The organism is Olsenella sp. KH3B4 (assembly GCA_900111695.1).
In the GTDB taxonomy this organism is placed as follows: domain Bacteria; phylum Actinomycetota; class Coriobacteriia; order Coriobacteriales; family Atopobiaceae; genus Tractidigestivibacter.
In genome coordinates this window covers 1-3,282 of record FOHD01000018.1, presented here as the reverse complement: position 1 = coordinate 3,282, position 3,282 = coordinate 1, and the positions used below count along the sequence as shown (strand labels likewise).

Genomic DNA, 3,282 nt, shown 5'->3' with positions numbered 1-3,282 from the left:
CCTTCGCCGCGCCCCATGGGCGCACGGCATCCGGTCCCCGGGGCGAGCCCCCGCCGCACCCTGAGAGCCGCATAGCGTGACGCAAGCGAAGATTCTCCAATTTAGTGGATCGCATCATGCACGATTTATTGCGTGAGAACGAAGGGCGCCGGCCGATGCCGGCGCGAAGGATACCAAGGGCACACGGTGGATGCCTTGGCACAGGAAGCCGACGAAGGACGCGACAAGCCGCGATAGTCCACGGCCAGGGGCACATGCCCGCACGAGCCGTGGGTCTCCGAATGGGAGAACCCGCCGGGACTTGAGGCCCGGCGCCCGCCTCCGGAACACATACGGTGGCGGGGGGCAACCGGGGGAACTGAAACATCTAAGTACCCCGAGGAAGAGAAATCAAACGAGATTCCCCGAGTAGTGGCGAGCGAAAGGGGAAGAGGCCAAACCGGCGCGCTGGCGACAGCCGCCGGGGTTGTGGGACCACCCAACATGGCAGTCAGAAAGGCGCGAGGCAGCGGAACGGCCTGGGAGGGCCGGCGAGACAGGGTCACAGCCCCGTACGCGAAGCCCCGCGCCCTGCCGGGTGGCTCCCGAGTACCGCCGGACACGTGAAACCCGGTGGGAAGCAGGGGGGACCACCCTCCAAGCCTGAACACTCTCCTGTGACCGATAGTGGACCAGTACCGTGAGGGAAAGGTGAAAAGCACCCCGGGAGGGGAGTGAAACAGCACCTGAAACCGCGTGCCCACAAGCAGTCGGAGCAGCCCCCCGGGGCTGTGACGGCGTGCCTTTTGTAGAATGAGCCAGCGAGTTGCGGTGCGCGGCGAGGCCAAGCCGCGAAGCGAGCCGTAGCGAGAGCGAGTCCGAACAGGGCGAGCAGTCGCGCGCCGCAGACGCGAAGCCGGGTGAGCTATCCACGGGCAGGCTGAAGCGGGGGTAAGACCCCGTGGAGGGCCGAACCCACCTAGGTTGAAAACTGGGGGGATGACCCGCGGATAGGGGTGAAAGGCCTATCAAACCCGGAGATATCTCGTTCTCCCCGAAATAGCTTTAGGGCTAGCCTCGGGCGCTTACCCTGGGGGGTAGAGCACCGGATGGCCGCGGGGGCCTCACCGCCTACCAAAGCCAACCGAACTCCGAATACCCAGGGCCCGGAGCCCGGGAGTCAGAACATGTGGGCTAAGCTGTGTGTTCGAGAGGGAAACAGCCCAGACCGCCCGCCAAGGCCCCCAAGTCCGTGCCGAGTGGCAAAGGATGTGCGTCTGCCCAGACAACCAGGATGTTGGCTCAGAAGCAGCCACCCATTCAAAGAGTGCGTAACAGCTCACTGGTCGAGTGGACATGCGCCGACAATATACGGGGCTAAGCACGGCGCCGAAGCGGCGGACCGGACCCAGTCCGGTGGTAGGGGAGCTTCCCGTCAGGGGCGAAGCCGGGGGACGACCCCCGGTGGACCTGCCGGGAGTGAGGATGCTGGCATGAGTAGCGAGAGCGGCGTGACGAAACGCCGCCGCCGTGAACCCAAGGTTTCCTGGGCAAGGCTAATCCTCCCAGGGTCAGTCGGGGGCTAAGGCGAGGCCGGAAGGCGTAGCCGACGCACAGCAGGTCGACATTCCTGCACCCCCGTGGTGGCGCTACGACCGATGGGGCGACGGAGGAGGGTAGCTCGGCGGGGTTCTGGACGTCCCCGTGATGGCGCGTAGGGCGGCACCTGGCGAAGCGCGGGTGCCACGTGCCCGAGGCGCCGGACGAAGCGACTGAGCGAAGCGAGTGAGCCCATGCTCCCGAGAAAAACCCCTAGGCAGCCGCCCGGGGCCCGTACCGCAAACCGACACAGGTGGGTGGGTAGAGAATACCAAGGCGATCGGGAGAACCATGGTTAAGGAACTCGGCAAAATCACCCCGTAACTTCGGGAGAAGGGGTGCCGCCTCGGGTGATGGGACTCGCTCCCGGAGCCTGGGGCGGCCGCAGCGGAAAGGTCCAAGCGACTGTTTACCAAAAACACAGGACTCTGCAGAAGCCGTAAGGCGACGTATAGGGTCTGACGCCTGCCCGGTGCCGGAAGGTCACGAGGAGCCGTCAGCTTCGGCGAAGCGGCGAATCCAAGCCCCGGTAAACGGCGGCCGTAACTATAACGGTCCTAAGGTAGCGAAATTCCTTGTCGGGTAAGTTCCGACCTGCACGAAAGGCGTAACGACTTGGACGCTGTCTCAACCATGGCCCCGGCGAAATTGCACTAGTCGTGAAGATGCGACTTACCCGCAGAAGGACGGAAAGACCCCGTGAACCTTTACTGCAGCTTGGCATTGGCCGCCGGTCCGTCGCGTAGAGGATAGGTGGGAGACCGTGAACCCGGGACGCCAGTCCCGGGGGAGTCGCCCTTGGAATACCACCCCCGACGAACTGGCGTCCTAACCCGCGGCCGTGAACCGGCGCGGGGACCGTGCCAGGTGGGTAGTTTGACTGGGGCGGTCGCCTCCCAAAGAGTAACGGAGGCGCGCGAAGGTCTGCTCTGGGCGGTCGGCAACCGCCCGTCTGAGTGCAAGAGCATAAGCAGGCCTGACTGCGAGACGGACAGGTCGAGCAGGTGGGAAACCAGGCTCTAGTGATCCGGCGGCCCGGCGTGGAACGGCCGTCGCTCAACGGATAAAAGGTACTCCGGGGATAACAGGCTGATCTTCCCCAAGAGTCCACATCGACGGGAAGGTTTGGCACCTCGATGTCGGCTCATCGCATCCTGGGGCTGGAGCAGGTCCCAAGGGTATGGCTGTTCGCCATTCAAAGCGGTACGCGAGCTGGGTTCAGAACGTCGTGAGACAGTTCGGTCCCTATCCTCTGTGGGCGCAGGAGATCTGAGGGAGGCTGCCCCTAGTACGAGAGGACCGGGGTGGACGGACCTCCGGTGCACGGGTTGTTCACCAAGAGCACTGCCCGGTAGCTGAGTCCGGTCGGGATAACCGCTGAAGGCATCTAAGCGGGAAGCCCGTCCCGAGATGAGATCTCCCTTCGGTAAGGCCACTCGTAGACCACGAGTTCGATAGGCCGCAGGTGCAAGGCGGGCGACCGCCTCAGCCGAGCGGCACTAATCGGCCGAGCTCCTCCGCATGCCCTTCCCATGGGCGGTCCCGGGGGGTCTGGCTTGCGCGCGCTGTGCGGCCCCCAGGGCCCGGCGGGCACGACCCGGAGGCAGAACGCCCCCAGACGGCCAGCGGCCATGGCAGGGGAGGCACACCCGGTCCCATCCCGAACCCGGAAGTTAAGCCCCCGAGCGCCGATTGTACTGCGGG

Annotated in this window: 2 rRNA genes; both read left to right on the top strand. The window is 65.1% G+C overall.

Features of this window, described 5'->3' with window-relative positions:
- Window positions 1-163: 163 nt before the first annotated feature.
- Window positions 164-3,101 (top strand): 23S ribosomal RNA (locus BMX94_RS10445).
- 98 nt (window positions 3,102-3,199) lie between these two features.
- Window positions 3,200-3,282: ribosomal RNA gene (gene rrf / locus BMX94_RS10440) — 5S ribosomal RNA — on the top strand; the annotation flags it as partial.